Source organism: Sulfuricella sp. (genome assembly GCF_035531155.1).
Taxonomy (GTDB): Bacteria; Pseudomonadota; Gammaproteobacteria; order Burkholderiales; family Sulfuricellaceae; genus Sulfuricella.
The window spans coordinates 1-22184 of the sequence record NZ_DATKTK010000053.1 but is presented as its reverse complement, the minus strand read 5'-3'; the positions used below and the strand labels follow the sequence as shown (position 1 = coordinate 22184).

Below are 22184 nucleotides of genomic sequence, written 5' to 3'. Positions count from 1 at the left end.
ATGCCACAGCACTGGCCAATGTCTTGGCAAAAAGCAGTGCCTCCTGGGTGCTGGCGAATGATTTGGCCGGGCTGCAGGAGGTCGTGTCTGGTTTGTCCGGCACTGTCGATTTGAAGCGCGCCTTTATCCTTACGCTAAATGGTCAAGTACTCGCTTCTACCCGGACCGACGAAATCAACCTGTTCATCAGCGATCCCATCAGCCTTGGTTTGCTGAAATCTGTTCCCGACAAGCATATTCTGGCGGATCAGCACAACATGATCGACGTCGCAGTGCCGGTGATGGCAGGAAATCGCCATGTGGGCTGGGCGCGCGTGGCGTTGACACGGGACTCGGCAAATACCGATTTGCGCCGACTTACCCCTATCTGGCTGGGCTTCGCCTTGATTGCCGTACTGCTGGTCGTGTTGGTTGCGCTGGCCCTGACGCGCGGGTTGTTGAAGCGGCTCAATCACCTCATGGCCGTCACCAGCGAGGTAGGGCGCGGGCACCACGAAGTGCGCGCCAACATTCCGCGCGAGGACGAAGTGGATGTATTGGCGCGTGATTTCAATCGCATGCTGGATGCACTCGCCCATGAAAAGGCATTATTGCGCGGCGTCATCGATTCGACGCCCGATCTGATTTTCTTCAAGGATTTGAATGGCGCCTATCTCGGTTGCAACCAAGCCTTCGTCCAGTACGCGGGGCGTCCGGAGAGCGAGCTGATCGGCAAAACCGATTCCCTCGACCATGAAACGACAGAATCCTTCCGGGATAAAGACAGGATCATGCTGGAAACCGGGCATGCCGTCAGTAATGAAGAATGGATCATTTACCCGGACGGACGAAGGACATTGCTGGACACCCTGAAGACCCCATTCCGTGGCGCGGATGGCAAAATACTGGGGCTGGTCGGCATCAGCCGCGACATCACCGAGCGCAAGGCAAACGAAGTCAAAATTCAGCGGCTGTCCCGGTTCTACGCCGCATTGAGCCATTGCAACGAAGCCATCGTGCGCTGTACCAGCGAAGAACAGCTATTTCGACAAACCTGCCGCGCGGCGGTGCAGTTCGGCGAATTGAAGATGGCATGGATCGGCCTCGTCAACCCCGACAGCCGGATAGTCAGCCCGGTAGCCAGTTTCGGCAATGGCGCCGATGCGTATCTGGCCGGCATCGAAATCTCCGCGGATGGCGACAGCCCGTTCGGGCACGGACCGACCGGTACCGCCATCCGCGAAAATCAACCGTTCTGGTGCCAGGATTTCCAGCATGACCCGGTCGCCGCGAAGTGGCACGAGCGCGGAGCGCACCTGGATTTTCTTGCCTCGGCCGCACTGCCGTTGTTCCATAACGGAGTGGCCATCGGCGCTTTCACCCTGTATGCCGACGAGGTCAATGCCTTTGACGAAGACGTGCGCAAGCTGCTGGTTGAAATGGCGGCAGATATTTCTTACGCACTGGACAACTTCGCCCGCGAAGCAGCGCGCAAGCAGGCGGAGGAGCACATCCAGTGGCTGGCGCACTTCGATGTGCTGACGGGACTGCCGAACCGGGCGCTTTTCACTGACCGCATCAACCACGCCATCAGCATGGCTCAGCGCACCCACACCCCGCTGGCGGTATTATTCCTCGATCTCGACCAATTCAAGAATATTAACGACACGCTAGGGCACCGCATCGGCGACCAGTTGCTGATCGAGGTGGCAAAACGCCTGAAATCCGCCGTGCGCGATGAAGATACGGTTTCGCGTCAGGGCGGGGACGAGTTCATTCTGGTGTTACCGGGCGCCGATGCCAATGGTGCTGCGCATGTGGCGAAGAAGCTGCTGGCGGTGGTCGCGCAAAGTTGCCAGATTGAACAGCATGAACTGGTCGTCACCCCCTCCATCGGCATCACCATCTATCCCAACGACGGAGAGGATCTTGAGGCGCTCTCGCAGCGCGCAGATGTTGCCATGTACCGCGCAAAACAGGAGGGCCGCAACAAGTACTGCTTTTACACCCCGGAAATGCAGGCGCGTTCAGCCCGAAACCTGCAATTGGAAAACGCGCTCCGCCGCGCGCTGGAGCGCGACCAATTGCGACTTCACTATCAGCCTCAGGTGTCATTGGAGGACGGGCGTATCATCGGAACGGAAGCGCTACTGCGCTGGCAGCATCCCGAGCTCGGGACGATTTCGCCGGCCGAGTTTATTCCCATAGCGGAGGATAGCGGACTGATTCTACCCATCGGGGAATGGGTGCTGCGCACTGCAGTGGGTCAGATGAAGACCTGGATGAATGCCGGCCTCCCGCCAATGGTCGTCGCAGTCAATCTTTCATCCGTGCAATTCCGCCATCACAATCTGCCAGAATTGGTCACGCAGATTCTCGATGAAATGAAGTTGCCGCCACAGTATCTGGAACTGGAGCTGACCGAAGGTGTCGCCATGGCAGACCCGCTCGGTGCCATCGCAGTGATGGATGATCTGCACGAACGCGGCATCCGCATGTCGATCGACGACTTCGGCACCGGCTATTCTTCACTCAGTTACCTCAAGCGCTTCCAGGTCTACAAGCTCAAGATCGACCAATCTTTCGTCCACGACATTAGCGAAGACCCGGAAGACAGGGCCATCGTCAGCGCCATCATTAGCCTGGCGAGTGGCCTCGGCATGCAAACCATTGCCGAGGGCGTGGAAACCGAAGGGCAACTGGCATTTCTGCGCGAAAAGGGTTGCAACGAAGTGCAGGGCTATTACTTCAGCAAACCGCTACCGGCCGAGCAATTTAAGGCGTTCGTGCGGGGGAAGAACGGCTAAAACACCTCACCTTGTGTTGTGTTTTAGTTCCGACATAACCTGCTACGCAGGTTAGTCTGCACTGAAACCCCTCGCCATTTGCTATATTTTAGCTCCGACATAACCTGCTGCGCAGGTTAGCCTGCACTGAAACACCCCCTAATTTCCAAACGGAAATCAGGGGGTGTTTTCTTCCACGAACTGGGGGAAATACTCTGCGGCGACGATATAGGTTCCATCGCAATTGAAGGAGGCGCGCACGATGCACTGGCTCAGGGAAATTGCGGCGTTGCGCAGATAGAAGCCCTCGATGCCGCGCAAGCGGTTGAGCGACTGAACGACCTGCCTGATGTCCTTTTTCGCCATCGGTTTCCATTCCTCGCGCTGGCGATCCATCAGCGTACGCCAGTGGGGCGGCAGGTATTCCCGCAGCGGACCGGTCTGCACCGTTTTGCGCACACGGCCGATGATTTTCATTTTTTTCTGATAGGGGACTTGCACGAAGTGGCGCTCCACATAGCCCGGCTGGATCAGGGCGATGGCATCGTGTATCTCATAATTGAACGGGTTAAACACCGACTCGGTGCGCACCTCGCTGCTGTTGAAGCCGACGTAGATACTGAAACAGCCGGTTTTTCGCAGCAACCATTCGCAGGTTTCCAGTACCTTTCCCGCTTCACGATCGATCCGGCTTTCCTGACGAGGGCGCAGCGACGCGGTTTCGCGCAGGGTCGGGTCACCCTTGATGCTGACGAACAGCTTGTCAGGTGGCAGGCCGAAAGTGCCTACGATCGCCTCGTGGATGACGCACAGGTTCTTGTCGTCCTCTTCAGGTAAAGTCGGGCATAAATCGGCTGGCCGCGAAGTCCGGATCAGTTTTTTGGTCATATTCAAGGTCGTGAAGACAAGTCTATTGTTATTGCTGCGTCAGCATAAAACAGCGCTTCGTCCATAGCTCACATTTTCATGAACACATGGCACGACGCTCGATAAACAGGCTGTTGCCGGGAATCCCCTTGGCCTGTTTTTTCGCTTCGGCTGCCGCAGCCGAAATTTTATGGTGCGAAGCCTGTTTGCAGGGCTCGACCTGCACGGCACCGATGGAAAGGCTGGTCAGCGGATAGAACACTTCTTCGCCATGGCGGTCCTTGGCAATATAACCTTGCCGCGCCCTATCCTCGGCACTGAATAATTCCAGAATGGCATTCGCAAAACGGTCCAGGGCCCTCTGACAACGGGCTTCCCAGTCTGCGCTTTGAAACAAGATGATGAAATCATCGCCGCCGATGTGACCGATGAAATCCTGGTCCGGGTCGCACACTTCGGAGAGTATTTTCCCGGTGAGCTGGATGACGTCGTCGCCACTATGGTAGCCGTAGACGTCATTGAACGGCTTGAAATGATCCAGGTCGCAATAACAGGCACAAAATTCTGCACTGCCCTGCAGCAACAGGGCGATCTGCTCGTTGATCGGTTCATTGCCAGGCAGCAGGGTCAGCGGGTTGGCATAGCGCGCGGCACTGATCTGCATCTGGGTGATTTCCCGCACCATATCGTGACCGGTTCCCATGCCGAGATATTGCCCGTGATCGGTGATGATGAAGCCGTTCGACAGGTGGTGCCGGTCCGCCTCCACAATAATGTGACTTAATTCCTGGATACTCATGTCTTTCTCCACGATCAGCGGAGCGGTATCCATCAGCAGGGTGCAGGGTTTCTTGCCGAACAGCTCGTGCCGGTAGGGGCGGGCCAATTTATCGATCAGTGCGTTTCGGTTGATCAGGCCAACCGGCGAGCCGTTTTCCACAACGGGCAAGGCCTGCAGTTCGGGGTCGCCGATGAACATTTGATAAACCACGTCGTTGGAAGTATCCGGCGCCACCGCCTGGCACTCGCGCAACAATTTGAGTACTGAAACTGTCTTATGGCTGGCCCTGCAGCTCCGGGGAAGACCGGGAGCAATCGTTTTTTCCAACGCCTTGACCACTTCGGCAGGAAGCGCCATGACCGGCTGGCCGCTGGGGCGGGCGATATAATAACCCTGGCCGTGGGCAATACCCAAATCCTTGATCACCCGAAGCTCTGCCTCGGTTTCGATGCCCTCGGCAACGACCCGGGTACCGGATTTCTCCGCGATCTGCTGGATTGAGCTGACAAACTGTAGCTTCACCGGGTCCTGATCGATACCCTGGATGAAGTGCATGTCTATCTTGACGTATTCGGGACGCAGCTCCGACCATAGGCGCAGGCTGGAAAAACCCTCACCCAGATCATCGATGGCGATTTCGAACCCCATGGCGCGGTAATGCTTCGCCGCTTCGCGCAACAAATTATAGTCATAGGTACGCTGGTTCTCCGTCAACTCGATAACAACCCGATCCGGTCTCAATCCAAGATTGTGGATGTAGCCCAGCGTTTCGCCATGCTTGGCATTGCGCTGCAACAGGCATTCCGGGCTGACGTTGAGAAACAGCTTGCCGGTCAGGTTCAGCCGGACGAAGCTTTCCAGCACCACTTGGCGGCTCAGGTGCTCCACTTCCACGGCCAGTCCATTTTCATTTGCGGCGCGGAACAAATTGAGGGGCGAATGCAAGGGGGTATCGGAAGGCCCGCGAATCAGTCCCTCGTAACCGGCTATCCCGCCATTGCCCATTAAGACAACAGGCTGAAACAAGGCGGTTAGTCGGCGCTGTGCTATGATTTCCAGCAACCACTGGCGCGCCTGCGTTTGGTTCTCATCCCAGACCGCTGATTCGAAACGGCACTCGGCATCCCGCATCGGCGGCACAGGAGATGCCATGGCCATGTGGCTGGCAGCCTTTGCCTGAAACTTCGCTCTTCCCGGAGAACCACCGAGAAATCCGAAATGAGTATTCTGCATCGCTCTTCCTCTCGCATATTTCATCATATGCGAGAGATGCTAAGCCGGTATTGTGACAGCAGTATGACTGTCTGGGTGATGGGTGATGGGTGATGGGTAAAATCTGCTTACTCATCACCCATTACTCATTACTCATCACCCCTTCAGCGGCTGCGACAGCTCCTGCATGAGCTGCGTCTGGGCACAGACAATCCTGCTGCCGCTGCGCGGACATTTGCGCCGGTAATTGCCCTCCGCATCCATTTCCCAGGTCTGGCAGTTGTCCTTGAGATAGGGCTCCAGCCCTTCCTTGATGACGCGCTTCTTCAGCTTCGCATCCAGCACCGGAAAACAGACTTCGACCCGGCGGAAAAAGTTGCGCTGCATCCAGTCTGCGCTGGACAGATAGATATCGTGTGCGCCGCCATTGTAGAAATGAAAAATGCGTGAGTGTTCGAGGAAGCGGCCGATGATGGAACGCACCCGGATATTTTCAGAAACGCCCGAAATCCCCGGCCGCAGGGCGCACACTCCGCGCACGATCAGGTCGATCTTGACCCCGGCTTTGGACGCGTCATACAGCGCGCTGATGATCTGCGGCTCGAGCAGGGAGTTCATTTTGGCAACGATGAATGCCTTTTTGCCGGCGCGCGCATGAGATGCTTCGGTACGGATCGACTCCATCATTTTATGGTGCAGAGTGAATGGCGACTGCAACAGATGGTTCAGCTTGCTCGCCTTGCCCAGGCCGGTAAGCTGCATGAAGATGTCGTTGACATCGCTGCCGATCTCCTCGTTGCAGGTAAACAGGCCGAAATCGGTGTACAGCTTGGCGGTACGCGGATGGTAATTGCCCGTGCCGAGGTGGACATAGCGGCGCAATCCGTCTTCCTCGCGCCGCACTACCAGAAGCATTTTGGCGTGGGTCTTGTAGCCGACGACGCCGTACATCACATGGGCGCCCGCCTCTTCAAGACGCCCCGCCCAGTTGATGTTGGCTTCCTCGTCGAAGCGTGCCAGCAGCTCCACCACCACGGTGACTTCCTTGCCGCTATACACCGCCTTGATCAGCGCCTCCATCAGCGCCGAATCGGTACCGGTGCGGTAGATGGTCTGCTTGATCGCCAGCACGTTGGGGTCGTCTGCCGCCTGCTGGATGAAATCGACGACCGGCGCAAACGACTGGAAGGGTTGGTGCAGCAGAATATCGCCACTTCTGATCGCCTGGAACATGTCAGGCTGCTTGGCCACCTCTGGCGGGGCACTCGGAATAAAGGACGAATATTTGAGATCGGGCCGATCGACCCGGTCCGGAATCTGCATCAGCCGCACCAAGTTAACCGGACCGTTGACCCGGTAAAAGTCTTCCTGGCTCAGACCGAATTGCCCCAACAGAAAGGTGGCCATTTCCGGCGAACAGTTGTCAGCTACCTCGAGGCGCACTGCGTTGCCGAAATTGCGCTGCGGCAGCTCGCCTTGCAGCGCTTCGCGCAGGTTTTTGACCTCTTCCTCGTCAACGAACAGATTGGAATTGCGGGTGACGCGGAACTGGTAGCAGCCCTTGATCTCCATGCCGGAAAACAGCTCCCCGACATGAGCGTGGATGATCGAGGAGAGAAAAACGAAACCATGCTCGCAGTCGGCCACTTCCGGCGGCAGTTTGATCACCCTCGGCAATGATCGCGGCGCCTGCACGATGGCGGCGCCGGAGGCACGACCGAAAGCGTCCTTGCCTTCCAGTTCGACGGCAAAATTCAGACTCTTGTTCAGCACGCGCGGGAAAGGATGGGCGGGGTCGAGGCCGATCGGGGAAAGCACCGGCATCAACTCGCGAAAGAAAAAATCCTTGATCCATTCGCCTTGGCCATCGTGCCAGTGGGTACGGCGCACAAAGCGGATATCGTGGCGCGCCAACTCGGGCAGGATCCCCTCGTTCAATAGCCGATATTGCTGCTCAACCATCTCGTGCGCCTGCTCGGTAACCCGTTTGAACACCTGCAGCGCCGACATGCCGTCGGGCCCTGTCGCCGTGGCATGGAGGGCGATCTGCTCCTTCAGTCCGGCGACGCGGACCTCAAAAAACTCGTCCAGGTTGCTGCTGACGATGCACAGGAACTTCAGCCGCTCCAGCAACGGGTTGCGGTGATCCTCGGCCTGCGCCAGCACGCGTCGATTGAAGGCAAGCTGACCAAGTTCGCGGTTGAGATAGTATTCCTGAGCGTGCAAACCGGTCATGGGGGCGGTTATCCTGAAGCCGGGCGAACCGAACAGTAATGGGTAATGGGCGATAAAAACCCTCGACCATCACTCATCACTCATCACCCATTGCTCATTACTCGTTTCTAGTGCTTCGGCGGCACGAAACCAGACACCGTATCCGCTCCGGCACCGAAGAAGTAGGACTCCACCTGTTCCGCCAGGTACTGGCGCGCGGCGGGATCGGCCATGTTGAGGCGATTTTCGTTGATCAGCATGGTCTGGTGCTTGAGCCAAGCCGCCCAGGCCTCCTTGGAAACATTTTCCCAAATCCGCTTGCCGAGTTCGCCGGGATAGGGCGGAAAATCCAGCCCATCTGCTTCTCGACCAAGCTTTACACATTTCACTGTTCTTGCCATTTCATTACTCCGTTCAAAATAGTGTTGCTTAAGATTGCATTTAAATTATTGCAAGAAAATGATCTACAGTTTTTTCATGAACACCTTGGAGCGGCGCTGGTAGTTGTAGAGGCCTTGCTTGGCCTTGGGCAGCTTGTCCACGCCGGCCTCGGTGAAGCCGCGCTCCAGGAACCAGTGCGCGGTGCGGGTGGTGAGCACGAACAGTTGTTTGAAGCCCTTGCCCAGCGCCCTGACCTGCATGTATTCGAGCAATGCCTCACCCCGCCCGGCGCCGCGGTAATCCGGATGCACCGCCATGCACGCCAGCTCCGCCGCCTTCTCTTTCGGAAACGGATACAGCGCGGCACAGCCGATGATCAGGCCGTCGTACTCCAGCACGGAGAAGCGGTCGATTTCCATTTCCAGCAGCTCGCGCGAACGCCGCACCAGGATGCCGCCGGCTTCCAGCGGCTCGATCAGCGCGAGAATGCCGCCGACATCGTCGATCGTGGCATCGCGCAGGGTTTCCAGCGGTTCTTCGCTGACCATGCTGCCGATGCCCTCATGGGTAAACAGTTCCTGCAGCAATGCGCCATCGATATGGCGGCTGATCAGGTGCGCCCGCGCCACGCCCTTGCGGCAGGCACGAACCGCACAGGGCAAGTAATAGCCCACATCCGTCGGCAGCGCGGCGGTGGGGACAAGAATCGCTTCCGCCTCCGCCGTGGTCAGTTCACGCAGCAAATCCCCGTTTTCACCGGCAACCCCGGCCGTGTCCATCAGGAAAATTAACTTGTCGGCATCCAGCGCGATCGCGGCGGAAGTCGCCACATCTTCCAGCGACAAATTGAACACCTCGCCAGTGGGCGAATAGCCGAGCGGCGAAAGCAGCACGATTTCGTTGGCGTCGAGCCTGCGCCGGATGCCTGTTGCATCGATCTTGCGCACTTCACCGGTGTGCATCAGATCCACACCGCCGAGCACCCCCATCGGCATGGCAGTGACAAAATTGCCGCTGGCCACCCGGATATCGGCGCCCGCCATCGGCGAATTGGCGAGACCCATGGAAAGCAGCGCCTCAATCTCCACCCGCACCGTGCCGGCCGCCTCCTTGACACATTTCAGAGCATCATCGTCGGTGACGCGCATTCCCCCAGCATAGCGGATCGCCGCGCCGCGCTCGGTCAGCTCCTCCTCGATCTGCGGCCGGGCACCATGCACCAGCACCAGCCGTACACCGAGACTGTTGAGAAGGTTGATGTCGTGCGCCAGCGCAATGAACTGGCCTTCGCTCACCACCTCGCCGCCGAAAGCGACAACGAAAGTCTTGCCGCGAAAGGCGTGAATATAGGGCGCGGCCGAGCGAAACCACGCCACAAAATGGGTCCTGAGTTCTGAGTGCTGAGTACCGACAGGCATCGAAAGCTAATCCGTTATTAAATCAAAGCATTCCATCGCAAGGGCAAAGTGTACCCCAATCCCTTCACCCAGCGCCAACCCGTACTCAGGGCTTGATAGACTTGGCACTTAAAAATCGCCCCACAGCATCTGCATCGCCGCCAAAGCCGCCAGCGCCGCCGTTTCGGTGCGCAGGACGCGTGCGCCCAGCCGCACCGGGGTGAAGCCGTAACGCTGTGCCGCCTCGGCTTCCGCCGGGGAAAGACCGCCTTCAGGGCCGATCAGCAGGGTGATATTACCGGTGGGTTTGGGTAAGTCACGCAATCCGACTTCGGCAACAGGCGACAGCATCAAGCGTAATCCCGGTTCATCCTGCTGCCCCAGCCAATCCAGCATTGGACGAATCTGAGCGACTTCGGGCACATGATTGCGGCCGCTCTGCTCGCAGGCGGAGATAACGACCCCCTGCCAATGCGCCACGCGCTTCTCCGCCCGCTCGCCCGACAGCCGCACCACGCTGCGCTCGCTCGCCAGTGGCTGAATATTGCCTATGCCCAGCTCCACCGCCTTTTGCAAGGTGAAATCCATTTTTTCCCCGGCTGAAATCGCCTGGGCCAGCAGTATCTGCAGCGGCGATTCGCGCTCGACGTCATGCCAGTCAACGATTTCCACCGTGACATTGCGCTTGCCGATGTCGGTGATGCGCGCCTCGCCCTCCCCGCCCCGCCCATTGAACACTGTAACCCGATCGCCGGCTTGCAGCCGCAACACCCGCGCGGCATGGTGCGCGGCCTGCTCGGGCAGCTCCGCTGCGCCGCTTTGGGCTAAAATTTCCGGGCAGTAAAAGCGGGGAGTAGTCATCTATTTTTTCCGCACTTCATATAAGTTGCGCTCATGATAAACTAAATTTAATTGGCACCAATCAAGCAGGAGTATCGAAACTATGGTTAGTTTGCAGACACCGGTTTGCGATTTCGGCTGGAAGGCCCTGGATTTTGACCTGCCAGGGGTGGACGGCAAACGCTACAACCTGGCCACTGCGCGCGGACCCAAAGGTCTGCTGGTGATGTTCATCTGCAACCACTGCCCTTACGTCCAGGCGATTCGCGACCGCCTCGTGCGCGACTGCCGGGAGTTGCAACAGATGGGCATCAACACCATCGCCATCATGTCGAACGACCCGGCCGACTACCCGGAAGACTCCTTCGACAACATGAAAAAGGTGGCGCAGGAATTCGCCTTCCCGTTCCCCTACGTGTGGGACGAAAGCCAGGAAGTGGCGAAAGCCTATGGCGCCGTGTGCACGCCGGACTTCTTTGGCTTCAACGCCGATCTGGAACTGCAGTACCGCGGCCGGCTCGATGCTTCGCGCAAGGAAGCCGCGCCCTCCGATGCCCGGCGCGACCTGTTCGAAGCAATGAGGGAAGTGGCGTTGACCGGCAAGGGGCCGGCGGAGCAGATCCCGAGCATGGGCTGCTCGATCAAATGGAAATGAGTAAACGGTGATGGGTAATGGGTGCCTTCCCCCATCGCCCATCACTGGAACAACCATGCTCCAATCCGTCATCGATGCCGTAAAGAAGGTCGCGCAGCAGGAAATCATGCCGCGCTACCTGAAGGTTGCGCACCAGCGCAAGATCGATGGCAGCATTTTCACCGAGGCGGATATCGCCGCGCAGACCGCGCTGGTTTCGGCGCTCAAGCAGATCCACGATTACCCGGTGCTGGGCGAGGAAATGCTGCCGGAGCAGCAAGAAGCGCTGTGGCGCGCCGGAGAGGATGGACTATGGTGCATAGACCCGATCGACGGCACCTCCAATTTCTTCAACGGCCTGCCTTATTTCGCGGTCTCCGTAGCCTTGATGCGTGGCGGACAGAGCGTACTGGGCGTGGTCTACGACCCGGTGGCAGATGAAATGTTCTGGGCGGAGCGGGGCAAGGGCGCCTTCCTCAACGGCGAACCGATGCCGATCAAGGAGCGTGCGCCCGAATTCCGCCATGCCATGGCGGCGATCGACTTCAAGCGCCTCAAACCGAATCTGGCGCAGCAGCTGGTGGCGTCGCCGCCATTTGCCTCCCAGCGCAACTTCGGTGCCAGCACGCTCGACTGGTGCTACGTGGCGGCGGGCCGCCTCAATCTTTACCTGCATGGCGGGCAGAAACTCTGGGACTACGCTGCCGGCTCGCTGATCCTGGCGGAGGCAGGCGGCTCCATGTGCACGCTGACCGAGGACGATTTCGGGGCCGGCGATCTCTGGCAGCGTTCCGTCATCGCTGCGCTGAACCCTGATTTATTCAATGCCTGGAAAGCCTGGATCCGGGCACGGCAATAGTCCGGCAAGCCGGCGCCGCCCTTCGATTTCACCGACATCCATCAAGTCTTATATCTTTTATCTATAAGAAAATCTTTTTGGGGCAATAAAAATCTGCTATTGCCCTGAGTCCGGCTCGTGAGTAATAATCGTAGGTTTGAATAGCCCTTAGCAGAAAAAGGAAACAGAGAATGGCAACTCGTAAAGACCTCGCGAACGCGATCCGCGTCCTTTCTATGGACGCTGTGCAGAAAGCCAATTCCGGCCACCCCGGTGCGCCCATGGGTATGGCGGAAATCGCCGAAGTGGTGTGGAACCATAACCTGCGCCACAACCCGGCCAACCCCAAGTGGTTCGACCGCGACCGCTTCGTGTTGTCCAATGGCCACGGTTCGATGCTGATTTATTCGCTGCTGCATCTGACGGGTTACGATCTGCCGATCGGTGAACTCAAGAAGTTCCGCCAGCTCCATTCCAAGACTCCGGGCCACCCCGAATATAACTACACCCCTGGCGTCGAAACCACCACCGGCCCGCTCGGCCAGGGCATCACCAACGCCGTCGGCATGGCCATGGCGGAAAAGCTGCTGGCAGCCGAATTCAACAAGCCCGGCCATGAAATCATCAACCACCACACCTATGTATTCATGGGTGACGGCTGCCTGATGGAAGGCATCTCCCACGAAGCCTGCGCACTGGCCGGCACCTGGGGCCTGGGCAAACTGATCGCCTTCTGGGACGACAACGGCATTTCCATCGACGGTCACGTCGAAGGCTGGTTCACCGACGACACGCCGAAGCGTTTCGAAGCCTACGGCTGGCACGTCGTCGCCAATGTGGATGGTCATAACCCGGCAGCCATCGAAGCCGCTGTACAGCAGGCCAAGAGCGTTACCGACAAGCCTTCCATGATCTGCTGCAAGACCATAATCGGCAAAGGCTCACCCAACAAGGAAGGCACCCACGACGTACACGGCGCCGCCCTGGGCGACGCTGAAGTGGCCGACACCCGCAAAAACCTGGGCTGGAATCACCCGCCGTTCGAAATCCCGAAAGACGTGTACGAAGGCTGGGATTGCCGCACCAAGGGACAAGGCCTCGAAACCCTGTGGAACAACAAGTTCGCCGAATATGCAGCCGCCTTCCCGGCTGAAGCCGCCGAATTCAAGCGTCGCATGGCCAGCGAACTGCCTGCCAACTGGAAACAGCATGCTGCAGACTTCATCGCCAAGACCAACGAGAAGGCCGAGACCGTTGCCACCCGCAAGGCCTCTCAGAACTGCATCAACGGCCTGGCCCCGGCGCTGCCCGAGTTCCTCGGCGGCTCCGCCGACCTGACCGGCTCCAACCTGACCAACTGGACAGGCTGCCACCACGTCAGGGGCAAGAGCACCGGCAACTACATCAGCTACGGCGTACGCGAGTTCGGCATGTCCCACATCATGAACGGCATGGCTCTGCACGGCGGCCTGCTGCCGTTTGGCGGCACCTTCCTGATGTTCTCCGAGTACGCCCGCAACGCGCTGCGCATGTCCGCCCTGATGAAGCAGCGCGTGATCTACGTGTTCACCCACGACTCCATCGGTCTGGGCGAAGATGGCCCGACCCACCAGCCAGTCGAGCAAACCGCAACCCTGCGCATGATCCCCAACATGCAGGTATGGCGTCCATGCGACACGGTGGAATCCGCCGTGGCCTGGGTAGCCGCCGTAGAGCGCAATGACGGCCCGAGCAGCCTGATCATGAGCCGCCAGAACCTCAACTTCCAGAAACGCGATGCCGCGCAGATCGCCAACATCGCCAAGGGCGGCTACGTGCTGGCCGACGCTGCATCGCCCAAAGTGGTGCTGATCGCTACCGGCTCGGAAGTGCAACTGGCGATGGATGCCAAGAAAGTACTGGACGAGCAGGGTATCGCAACCCGCGTGGTGTCGATGCCTTCCACCAACGTGTTCGACAAGCAGGACCAGGCCTACAAGGACAGCGTTCTGCCCAAGGGCGTGAAGCGCGTCGCAATCGAAGCCGGCGTGACCGACGGATGGTACAAGTATGTCGGCGAGGGTGCAGTGGTCGGTTTGAACCGCTTCGGCGAATCCGCTCCGGCTGGCGAACTGTTCAAGCTGTTCGGCTTCACCGTCGAGAACGTCGTCAATACTGCAAAGGGTATTCTGTAAAAAAACTTTTACCGCAAAGGCGCAAAGACGCAGAGAGTAAGGGTTCTTTGCGCCTTCGCGCCTTTGCGGTTGAAGATTTACCAAATTATTTAAGGAGTAAATAAACATGGCAATCAAAGTGGGTATCAACGGTTTTGGCCGCATCGGCCGCATGGTGTTCCGCGCTGTAGCAAAGGACTTCAAAGACATCGAAATCGTCGCCATCAACGACCTGCTCGAACCTGACTACCTGGCCTACATGCTGAAGTACGACTCCGTGCATGGCCGCTTCAACGGCGATATCTCCGTGGACGGCAGCAACATGGTTGTTAATGGCAAGAAAATTCGTCTGACGGCTGAGCGTGACCCCGCCAACCTGAAGTGGAACGAAGCGGGCGCCGACATCGTGATCGACTGCACCGGCTTCTTCCTGACCACCGAATCCTGCCAGGCGCACATCAAGGCCGGCGCCAAGAAAGTCGTCCAGTCCGCTCCCTCCAAGGACGATACCCCGATGTTCGTGTACGGCGTGAACCACACCAAGTACGCCGGCGAAGCCATCGTTTCCGCTGCCTCCTGCACCACCAACTGCCTGGCTCCCGTTGCCAAGGTGCTGAACGACAACTGGGGCATCAAGCGCGGCCTGATGACCACCGTACACGCCGCCACCGCCACCCAGAAAACCGTTGACGGCCCGTCCATGAAGGATTGGCGCGGTGGCCGCGGCATCCTGGAAAACATCATTCCGTCTTCGACTGGCGCGGCCAAGGCCGTCGGCAAGGTCATCCCCGAGCTCAACAAGAAGCTCACCGGCATGGCTTTCCGCGTTCCCACCTCCGACGTGTCCGTGGTCGATCTGACCGTGGAACTGAACAAGGAAGTTTCCTACGAAGACATCTGCAAGGCCATGAAGGCCGCCTCAGAAGGCGCAATGAAAGGCGTGCTGGGCTATACCGATGAGAAAGTGGTGTCCACCGACTTCGTCGGCAACAGCGCTCCCTCCACCTTCGACGCCGAAGCCGGCATTGCCCTCGACAGCACCTTCGTCAAGGTCGTGGCCTGGTACGACAACGAGTACGGCTACACCTGCAACATGCTGCGTTTGGTGCAGCACGTAGCGAAGTAATTTGGATCAGTGAGGAGTAAGGGGATAGGAGTGAAGAGATCAAAGCCTTCCTCCGCTTCTACTCCTCACCCCTCACTGTAACCCTGAGCTGTAAGGCATAAGCCCACTTATCCCTTACACCTTAATTTTACTGGAGAACAAACCATGTCCGTAATTCGTGTTACCGATCTGGACCTCAAGGGCAAGCGCGTCCTGATCCGTTCCGATCTGAATGTGCCCATCAAGGACGGCAAAGTCACTTCCGACGCCCGTATCACCGCGTCGATGAAGACCTTCGAGCATTGCCTCAAGGCTGGTGCCAAGGTGATGGTGATGTCCCATCTCGGCCGCCCCACCGAAGGCGAAAATTCCGAGGAAAACTCGCTCAAGCCGGTCGCCGACGTTCTGTCCGCAAAACTCGGCAAGCCCGTACGCCTGATCAAGGACTGGATCGATGGCGGCTTCGACGTCGCCAACGGCGAGCTGGTGCTGCTGGAGAACGTGCGTTTCAACAAGGGCGAGAAGAAAAACGTCGACGAGACTGCGCAGAAGTACGCCAAGCTGTGCGATATTTTCGTCATGGATGCATTCGGCGCCGCCCACCGTGCAGAGGGCTCCACCCACGGCGTCACCAAGTTCGCTCCCGTCGCCTGCGCCGGCATCCTGCTCACCGAAGAACTGGATGCACTGACCAAGGCCCTGCTCAGCCCGGCCCGCCCGATGGTCGCCATCGTCGGCGGTTCCAAGGTTTCAACCAAGCTGACCGTGCTGGAGGCCCTGTCCGAGAAAGTGGACCAGATGGTGGTTGGCGGCGGCATCGCCAACACTTTCCTCAAGGCCACCGGCAAGAATGTCGGCAAGTCCCTGTGTGAAGACGACCTCGTTCCCACTGCCCAGGCATTGATGAAGAAAATGACCGCCCGCAACGCCACCATCCCGATCGCGGTCGACGTGGTATGCGGCAAGAAATTTGACGCCAACGAGCCCGCCGTCCTCAAGGATGCCGGCGCCGTTGCGGATGACGACATGATCTTCGATATCGGCCCCAAATCCGCACAGGAGCTGGTCGACATCATCATGAAGGCCGGCACCGTGGTATGGAACGGCCCGGTCGGCGTGTTCGAGTTCGACCAGTTCGGCGCAGGCACCAAGGCCATCGCCATGGCTATCGCCGAAACCAAGGCATTTACTCTCGCTGGTGGGGGTGACACCATTGCCGCCATCCAGAAGTACGGCATCTACGACAAGGTGTCCTACATTTCCACCGCCGGCGGCGCCTTCCTGGAGTTCCTCGAAGGCAAAAAGCTGCCCGCCGTGGAAATTCTGGAGCAACGCGCTAAACAATAATGCTGAGTACTGAGTTCCAAGTCCTGAGTACGCTTACTCAGGACCCAGGACCCAGGACTCAGGACTGCCTTATCGGGACTCAGCACTTAAACTATATGCAACGTAAAACTAAAATCGTCGCCACCCTTGGCCCCGCCTCCAGCGATCAGGAAGTGCTCAACCGCATGTTGCAGGCCGGGGTGGATGTCGTCCGCTTGAATTTTTCCCACGGCAAGCCCGAGGATCATATCCAGCTGGCCGAAACGGTGCGCGCATTGGCGCGTGCCCGCGGCAAGACGGTCGGCGTTCTGGTCGACCTGCAGGGGCCGAAGATTCGCATCGGCAAATTCGAGCATGGCAAAGTCACCCTGAATAACGGCGACAGCTTCATTCTCGACAGCGACTGCGAACTGGGCAACCAGGAGCGCGTCGGCCTCGATTACAAAGAGCTGCCCCGCGACGTCAGCCGCGGCACCACCCTGCTGCTGGACGACGGCCGCATCGTGATGTGGGTGGAAGAAGTGCGTGGCAATGAAATTTCCTGCACCGTGAAGCAGGGCGGCGTGCTGTCCAACAACAAGGGTATCAACCGCCAGGGCGGCGGGCTCTCTGCTTCGGCACTGACCGAGAAAGACAAGGAAGACATCAAGACCGCCGTTGCGCTCAAGGCCGATTATTTGGCGGTATCCTTCCCGCGCGACGGCGCCGACATGCAGCTGGCGCGCAAGCTGATGCTGGCCGCTGGCGGCAAGAGCATGCTGGTGGCAAAGATCGAGCGCGCCGAGGCGATTACCAACCTGGACGAAATCCTCGACGCCTCGGACGCCATCATGGTGGCGCGCGGCGATCTCGGCGTGGAAGTCGGCGATGCCGCAGTGCCCGCCTTGCAGAAGCGCATGATCCGCAAGGCGCGGGAAAAGAACAAGCTCGCCATCACCGCCACCCAGATGATGGAATCCATGATCAGCAGCCCGATCCCGACGCGTGCGGAAGTTTCCGACGTGGCCAACGCGGTGATCGACGGCACCGATGCAGTGATGCTGTCGGCCGAAACCGCTGCCGGACAATACCCGGTCGAGGCGGTGGCGGCCATGGACCGGGTGTGCATCGCGGCGGAAAAGGAATACGAGACCGGCTTCAGCAAGCGTCGCCTGAGCATGCAGTTCAACCGGGTGGACGAATCCATCGCCATGTCGACCATGTACACCGCCTACCATTTGCAGGTCAAGGCCATCGCCGCCCTGACCGAATCCGGCTCGACCGCCCTGTGGATGTCGCGGGTCAATCCCGATGTACCGATCTATGCGCTCACCCCCGATGTGGCCACGCGCCGCAAGCTCACCCTGTTCCGCGGCGTTTACCCGGTCAACTTCAAGCCCGCCACGCAGGAGCGCGAGCAGGTGCTGCACGAGGCCGAAGATGAATTGCGTCGCCGCGGCGCGGTGAGGGACGGGGACCTGATCATCCTCACCATCGGCGAACCGATCGGCAAATCCGGCGGCACCAACACCATGAAAATCGTCAAAGTGGGCGAGAGCCGGAAAACAACCAACCAGTAGCGTACCGATTAACCCAGAAGCACATTTATATTACTTACTAGCAGGAGGCATTATGGCATTAGTATCCATGCGTCAACTTCTCGATCACGCCGCGGAAAATGGCTACGGTCTGCCGGCGTTCAACGTCAACAACCTGGAGCAAATCCAGGCCATCATGCAGGCTGCCGACGAGTGCAATAGCCCGGTGATCATGCAGGGCTCCGCCGGCGCGCGCAAATACGCCGGCGAAGCGTTCCTGCGCCACCTGATCGAGGCCGCCATCGAAGCCTACCCGCACATTCCAGTCGTCATGCACCAGGATCACGGCGCTTCCCCGGCCGTGTGCATCAACGCCATCCGCTCCGGCTTCTCCAGCGTGATGATGGACGGCTCCCTGCACGAAGACGGCAAGACCCCGTCCAGCTTCGAATACAACGTCGAGGTGACGCGCAAGGTAGTGGAAATGTCCCATGCTGTCGGCGTTTCAGTCGAAGGCGAGCTGGGCTGCCTGGGCTCCCTCGAATCCGGCCATGGCGAGAAGGAAGACGGCCACGGCGCGGAAGGGGTGCTGACCATGGATCAACTGCTGACCGATCCCAATGAAGCCGCAGAATTTGTCAAAGCCACTGGCGTGGATGCCCTGGCCATCGCCATCGGCACTTCCCACGGCGCCTACAAGTTCACCCGTCCGCCCACCGGCGACGTGCTGGCAATTTCCCGCATCAAGGAAATCCACGCCCGCATCCCCAACACCCACCTGGTGATGCACGGCTCCTCCTCGGTGCCGCAGGAATGGCTCAAGATCATCAACGATTACGGCGGCACCATGGGCCAGACCTACGGCGTGCCCGTCGAGGAAATTGTCGAGGGCATCAAGCACGGCGTGCGCAAGGTAAACATCGACACCGACCTGCGCATGGCCTCCACCGGCTCGATCCGCAAGTACCTGGCGGAAAACACCAAGGATTTCGATCCGCGCAAATTCTACGCTGCCGCCACCAAGGCCATGAAGGAAATCTGCAAGGCACGCTTCGAAGCCTTCGGTTCCGCCGGTCAGGCCGACAAGATCAAACCGATCATGCTCGACCGCATTGCCACCATGTACACCAAGGGCGAACTGAAAGCCGTGGTTAAGTAAGCGTTTTACTTCTCGCAAAAAAGGCGGCTTCGGCCGCCTTTTTTATGGCTTTACCGTTTGCATCACCTGCGCCGCCTCTTGCAGCAGAAACGCCTTGAATGCCTGGGCCACGGTTGAAAGCCGCTTGCCCTTGCGGTGCACCACGAACCAGTGGCGCCGGATGGGAAAGGAATCCACATCGAGCACGACCAGACGTTTGGTCTCGAGCTCCAGCGCTACGGTGAGCATGGAAACAATGCCCAGGCCCATGCCGGCTTGCACCGCCTACTTGATCGCCTCGTCGGTGCTCATTTCCATGCCGGTTGAGAGCTTCAGGTTATGCTGGACAAAAAACCGCTCCATCGCACTGCGCGTACCCGACCCCTGCTCGCGCACGATGAAGGTTTCCTGTGCCAGCCGGGGTAGCTGGATGTTTCGCTCGCGCGCCAGAGGATGGCTCGGCGGGGCGATCACCACCAGGGGATTTTCCATGAAGGGCTCGGCATCGATGTCCAGGCCATCCGGCGGCAACCCCATCACACCCAGGTCCATCTCGTTATGGGCAAGCTGGTTGATCAGCACCTCGCGGTTGACCACGTTCAGGCTCAACGTGACGTTCTGGTTGCGCTGGCAAAACAGGGCCAGGAGCTGCGGCGCGAAATAATTCGCAGTGCTGACCACGGAAATGTTCAGCTTGCCGCGCTTCAGGCCCTTCATCTCGCCCAGCACCGCCTCCGCCTCGGCCAGCTGCTGTGCGATGCTGCGGCTGTAGTGGTAGACCTCTTTGCCGGCATCGGTAAGAAATATTTTCTTGCCGATCTGCTCAAACAGGGGCAAGCCCACATTCTCCTCGAGCTGCTTGATTTGCATGGAAACCGCGGGCTGGGTCAGATGCAGTTCCTCGGCCGCGCGGGAAAAGCTGAGATGGCGGGCAACGGCCTCGAATACCTGGAGCTGGCGTAAAGTGACGTGTAGCATGGCTGAGCGATAATCCTGGAGAAAGCTTTTAACCTATAAAAAACGATTAACCACGAATTTACACGAATGAAACACGAATGTTCACGAATAATCAGTTAGTTAGCATGGGCAGCCTGATTCACCTGTTTGGCGACACGATGATTGTCTCTAACCATTCGTGTCGCCTGGAGGCGCCTACTTTTGGTTATTCGTGAACATTCGTGTCATTCGTGGTGTATACCGTTTTAACGATAATATTTACTTATGTTTTTTTGAATAATGTATTGCTTATCTTATGCCCGTTCATTCCGAAATGGAACAACCTGACGGTTTTCCAGTAAAATCCCAGGTTTAGCGTAAACCACGAAGGAAGCAATGTGACCGCCCCCCTTTTCAATTCCAGCATCAACAGCCTGCCCCTGCTCAACCGCGGCAAAGTGCGCGACATTTACGCAGTGGACGACGAACACCTGCTGATCGTCACCACCGACCGTCTGTCCGCCTTTGACGTGGTGCTGCCCACCCCGATTCCCGGCAAGGGGGAGGTACTGACCCGGATTTCCGATTTCTGGTTCGCCAAGCTCGGCCATATCCTGCCCAACCAGCTAACCGGCGTCGCGCCGGAATCGGTGGTGGCGCCCGAAGAACGCGATCAGGTAATGGGCAGAGCGAGCGTGGTGCGCCGTCTCAAACCGCTGCCGATCGAAGCCATCGTGCGTGGTTACCTGGTTGGCTCGGGCTGGAAAGAATACAAAGCCCAGGGCAGCGTGTGCGGCATCCCCCTGCCCGCCGGCCTGAGAGAAGCCGACAAGCTGCCGCAGCCGCTTTTCACCCCGTCGACCAAGGCCGAAGTGGGCGCTCACGACGAGAACATCAGCCTGGAAAAGGCCGAAGTGCTGCTCGGCACGGCGCTTGCCGCCGAAGTGCGCGACGCCGCCATTGCCCTGTACAAGGAAGCGGCGGAGTATGCGCTCACCAAGGGCATCATCATCGCCGACACCAAGTTCGAATTCGGCCAGGACGACACCGGCAAGCTGTACTTGATCGACGAAGCGCTGACGCCGGACTCCTCCCGCTTCTGGCCGGCCGACCAGTATGCGCCCGGCGCCAACCCTCCCAGCTTCGACAAGCAGTATGTGCGCGACTGGCTGGAGAGCATCAACTGGAACAAGAAGCCCCCCGCGCCCGAGCTGCCTGCTGAAGTAGCCGCCAGGACCGGCGAGAAATACCGCGAGGCACTGTCCCGGTTAACTGCCGATAAGTCATAAGTATTTACTAATCGTTATCATAATAATTATTTAATATTATTTATGGTAGATCATTCGTATAGTGGTATCCAGTAGCTCATTCATTAACGGATTTTTGCGAAGGAACATTCATGGATCAATCGAATCGTTACGCCGATCTGAGTCTGAAAGAAGAAGACCTGATCAAGGGTGACAAGCACATACTCGTTGCTTATCACATGCAGCCAGCCACTGGCTATGGGTACCTGGAAGTAGCGGCACACATTGCCGCCGAATCCTCCACCGGTACCAACGTGGAAGTTTCCACCACAGACGACTTCACCAAGGGCGTGGACGCACTGGTGTACGAGATCGACGAAGCCAAGGGTGTGATGAAGGTCGCTTACCCGAATGACCTGTTCGACCGCAACGTGACCGACGGCCGCGCCATGCTGGTGTCGTTCCTGACGCTGGCGATCGGCAACAACCAGGGCATGGGCGATGTGAAGCATCTGCAGATGCAGGATTTCTATGTCCCCTGGTCCATGCTGCGCCAGTACGACGGCCCGGCCAAGGACATCACCGACCTGTGGGACATTCTGGGTCGCCCCCGCGTTAACGGTGGTTACATCGCCGGCACCATCATCAAGCCCAAGCTGGGTCTGCGTCCCGAGCCGTTTGCCAAGGCCGCGTACCAGTTCTGGCTGGGTGGCGATTTCATCAAGAACGATGAACCCCAAGGCAACCAGGTATTCTGCCCGACCAAAAAGGTGATCCCGCTGGTGTATGACGCCATGAAGCGTGCCATGGATGAAACCGGCCAGGCCAAGCTG

At 58.5% G+C, this 22184-nt stretch carries 16 protein-coding genes and 1 pseudogene; 10 read left to right on the top strand and 7 right to left on the bottom strand.

Translation table 11 applies throughout. From position 1 onward, the window contains the following. Positions 1 to 23: 23 nt before the first annotated feature. Complete coding sequence (locus VMV64_RS11505; RefSeq protein WP_325330423.1) at positions 24 to 2786, top strand: bifunctional diguanylate cyclase/phosphodiesterase; 2763 nt, start codon at positions 24 to 26, stop codon at positions 2784 to 2786. 156 nt (positions 2787 to 2942) lie between these two features. On the opposite strand, the gene VMV64_RS11500 is transcribed toward VMV64_RS11505, so the two are convergent. The 6 genes from VMV64_RS11500 to VMV64_RS11475 form a co-directional block, all read right to left on the bottom strand. Then, positions 2943 to 3653, bottom strand: a complete 711-nt coding sequence (locus VMV64_RS11500) for a hypothetical protein (protein ID WP_325330421.1) — start codon at positions 3651 to 3653, stop codon at positions 2943 to 2945. A 76-nt stretch (positions 3654 to 3729) separates the two neighbouring features. Further along, complete coding sequence (locus VMV64_RS11495; RefSeq protein ID WP_325330419.1) at positions 3730 to 5646, bottom strand: GGDEF domain-containing protein; 1917 nt, start codon at positions 5644 to 5646, stop codon at positions 3730 to 3732. A 135-nt stretch (positions 5647 to 5781) separates the two neighbouring features. Further along, positions 5782 to 7860 (bottom strand): polyphosphate kinase 1, encoded by a 2079-nt coding sequence (ppk1, locus tag VMV64_RS11490; RefSeq protein ID WP_325330417.1) that lies wholly within the window; start codon positions 7858 to 7860, stop codon positions 5782 to 5784. A 107-nt stretch (positions 7861 to 7967) separates the two neighbouring features. Next, on the bottom strand, positions 7968 to 8240 hold the full coding sequence (locus tag VMV64_RS11485; RefSeq protein ID WP_325330415.1) for an oxidative damage protection protein: 273 nt from the start codon (positions 8238 to 8240) through the stop codon (positions 7968 to 7970). A 63-nt stretch (positions 8241 to 8303) separates the two neighbouring features. Beyond that, positions 8304 to 9638 (bottom strand): amino-acid N-acetyltransferase, encoded by a 1335-nt coding sequence (argA, locus tag VMV64_RS11480; protein WP_325330413.1) that lies wholly within the window; start codon positions 9636 to 9638, stop codon positions 8304 to 8306. A 108-nt stretch (positions 9639 to 9746) separates the two neighbouring features. Further along, positions 9747 to 10478 carry a 16S rRNA (uracil(1498)-N(3))-methyltransferase gene (locus tag VMV64_RS11475; RefSeq protein WP_325330411.1) on the bottom strand — a complete coding sequence of 244 codons (732 nt, stop codon included), beginning with the start codon at positions 10476 to 10478 and terminating at the stop codon, positions 9747 to 9749. Between the two features lie 82 nt (positions 10479 to 10560). Here VMV64_RS11475 and VMV64_RS11470 point away from each other — a divergent pair, with 82 nt between their 5' ends. From VMV64_RS11470 to fba, 7 genes are all read left to right on the top strand, one after another. Next, positions 10561 to 11112, top strand: a complete 552-nt coding sequence (locus VMV64_RS11470; RefSeq protein WP_325330409.1) for a thioredoxin family protein — start codon at positions 10561 to 10563, stop codon at positions 11110 to 11112. A 55-nt stretch (positions 11113 to 11167) separates the two neighbouring features. Then, positions 11168 to 11950: an inositol monophosphatase family protein gene (locus tag VMV64_RS11465; protein WP_325330407.1), complete on the top strand. Its 783-nt coding sequence runs from the start codon at positions 11168 to 11170 to the stop codon at positions 11948 to 11950. Between the two features lie 170 nt (positions 11951 to 12120). Next, positions 12121 to 14103, top strand: coding sequence for a transketolase (tkt, locus tag VMV64_RS11460; protein ID WP_325330405.1), 1983 nt, complete (start codon positions 12121 to 12123; stop codon positions 14101 to 14103). A gap of 106 nt (positions 14104 to 14209) precedes the next feature. Beyond that, the gene (gene gap / locus VMV64_RS11455; protein ID WP_325330403.1) at positions 14210 to 15208 is read left to right on the top strand and encodes a type I glyceraldehyde-3-phosphate dehydrogenase; all 999 of its coding nucleotides are present in this window, start codon (positions 14210 to 14212) and stop codon (positions 15206 to 15208) included. 144 nt (positions 15209 to 15352) lie between these two features. Next, positions 15353 to 16534, top strand: a complete 1182-nt coding sequence (locus VMV64_RS11450; RefSeq protein ID WP_325330401.1) for a phosphoglycerate kinase — start codon at positions 15353 to 15355, stop codon at positions 16532 to 16534. A 95-nt stretch (positions 16535 to 16629) separates the two neighbouring features. Then, positions 16630 to 18072, top strand: a complete 1443-nt coding sequence (gene pyk / locus VMV64_RS11445) for a pyruvate kinase (RefSeq protein WP_325330399.1) — start codon at positions 16630 to 16632, stop codon at positions 18070 to 18072. Positions 18073 to 18124: 52 nt separating this feature from the next. Then, complete coding sequence (fba, locus tag VMV64_RS11440; RefSeq protein ID WP_325330397.1) at positions 18125 to 19189, top strand: class II fructose-bisphosphate aldolase; 1065 nt, start codon at positions 18125 to 18127, stop codon at positions 19187 to 19189. A 42-nt stretch (positions 19190 to 19231) separates the two neighbouring features. On the opposite strand, the pseudogene VMV64_RS11435 reads toward fba, so the two are convergent. Beyond that, positions 19232 to 20146, bottom strand: a pseudogene (locus tag VMV64_RS11435) (LysR family transcriptional regulator). Positions 20147 to 20502: 356 nt separating this feature from the next. Here VMV64_RS11435 and VMV64_RS11430 point away from each other — a divergent pair. Together VMV64_RS11430 and VMV64_RS11425 are read left to right on the top strand one after the other, a co-directional pair. After that, on the top strand, positions 20503 to 21393 hold the full coding sequence (locus tag VMV64_RS11430; RefSeq protein WP_325330395.1) for a phosphoribosylaminoimidazolesuccinocarboxamide synthase: 891 nt from the start codon (positions 20503 to 20505) through the stop codon (positions 21391 to 21393). A 110-nt stretch (positions 21394 to 21503) separates the two neighbouring features. Beyond that, positions 21504 to 22184, top strand: a 681-nt coding sequence (locus VMV64_RS11425; protein ID WP_325330393.1) for a RuBisCO large subunit C-terminal-like domain-containing protein, incomplete at its 3' end; no start/stop codon positions are given.